Source organism: Photobacterium chitinilyticum, from assembly GCF_004104355.1.
Taxonomy (GTDB): domain Bacteria; phylum Pseudomonadota; class Gammaproteobacteria; order Enterobacterales; family Vibrionaceae; genus Photobacterium; species Photobacterium chitinilyticum.
The window spans coordinates 1-1,171 of record NZ_RJLM01000066.1; the positions used below are offsets into that span (position 1 = coordinate 1).

At 48.8% G+C, this 1,171-nt stretch carries 1 tRNA gene and 2 rRNA genes; all 3 read right to left on the minus strand.

Features of this window, described 5'->3' with window-relative positions:
- Positions 1–862: ribosomal RNA gene (locus EDI28_RS25785) — 23S ribosomal RNA — on the minus strand; the annotation flags it as partial.
- Between the two features lie 124 nt (positions 863–986).
- Positions 987–1,059, minus strand: a tRNA-Ala gene (locus tag EDI28_RS25790).
- A gap of 51 nt (positions 1,060–1,110) precedes the next feature.
- A 16S ribosomal RNA gene (locus EDI28_RS25795) occupies positions 1,111–1,171 on the minus strand; the annotation flags it as partial.

A 1,171-nucleotide genomic window follows, 5' to 3' on the forward strand; every position in this document is an offset into this window, starting at 1 on the left:
CTCCAGTGCGTCTTACCGCACCTTCAACCTGCTCATGGGTAGGTCACATGGTTTCGGGTCTACGTCATGATACTAAGGCGCCCTATTCAGACTCGGTTTCCCCTCCAGTGCGTCTTACCGCACCTTCAACCTGCTCATGGGTAGGTCACATGGTTTCGGGTCTACGTCATGATACTAAGGCGCCCTATTCAGACTCGGTTTCCCTACGGCTCCGTCTCTTCAACTTAACCTCGCATCATAACGTAACTCGCCGGTTCATTCTACAAAAGGCACGCTCTCACCCATTAACGGGCTCGAACTTGTTGTAGGCACACGGTTTCAGGTTCTATTTCACTCCCCTCCCGGGGTGCTTTTCACCTTTCCCTCACGGTACTGGTTCACTATCGGTCACTAGGGAGTATTTAGGGTTGGGAGATGGTCCTCCCAGATTCCGACGGGATTTCACGTGTCCCGCCGTACTCAGGATACTGCTAGGTACAAAGACTATTTTAAATACGAGGCTATTACTCTCTTTGGCTGATCTTCCCAAATCATTCTTCTATAATCTTTGAGTCCACATTGCAGTCCTACAACCCCGAAGAGTAAACTCTTCGGTTTGCCCTTCTGCCGTTTCGCTCGCCGCTACTAAGGCAATCGCTTTTGCTTTCTCTTCCTGCAGCTACTTAGATGTTTCAGTTCACTGCGTCTTCCTCCTCACATCCTTAACAGATGTGGGTAACAGGTATTACCTGTTGGGTTCCCCCATTCGGAAATCCATGGATCATCGCTTACTTACAGCTACCCAAGGCATATCGTCGTTTGTCACGTCCTTCGTCGGCTCCTAGTGCCAAGGCATCCACCGTGCGCCCTTATTAACTTAACCTTATTTTCTGACCTTTCAGTCATAAACTCTTATTAATACTACAGCGTTTTCGGTTTATTTTCTTGTTACTATTTGATATAGATATTCAATTTTCAATGTGCATTACTTGGTGATCTMTCACCAATGKAGCCTAGCGGGATCGAACCGCTGACCTCCTGCGTGCAAAGCAGGCGCTCTCCCAGCTGAGCTAAGGCCCCACAAGACCTCTCAMGACTAAACAMGACCAATGCGCAGTTCCTTATCCTTAGAAAGGAGGTGATCCAGCCGCACCTTCCGATACGGCTACCTTGTTACGACTTCACCCCAATC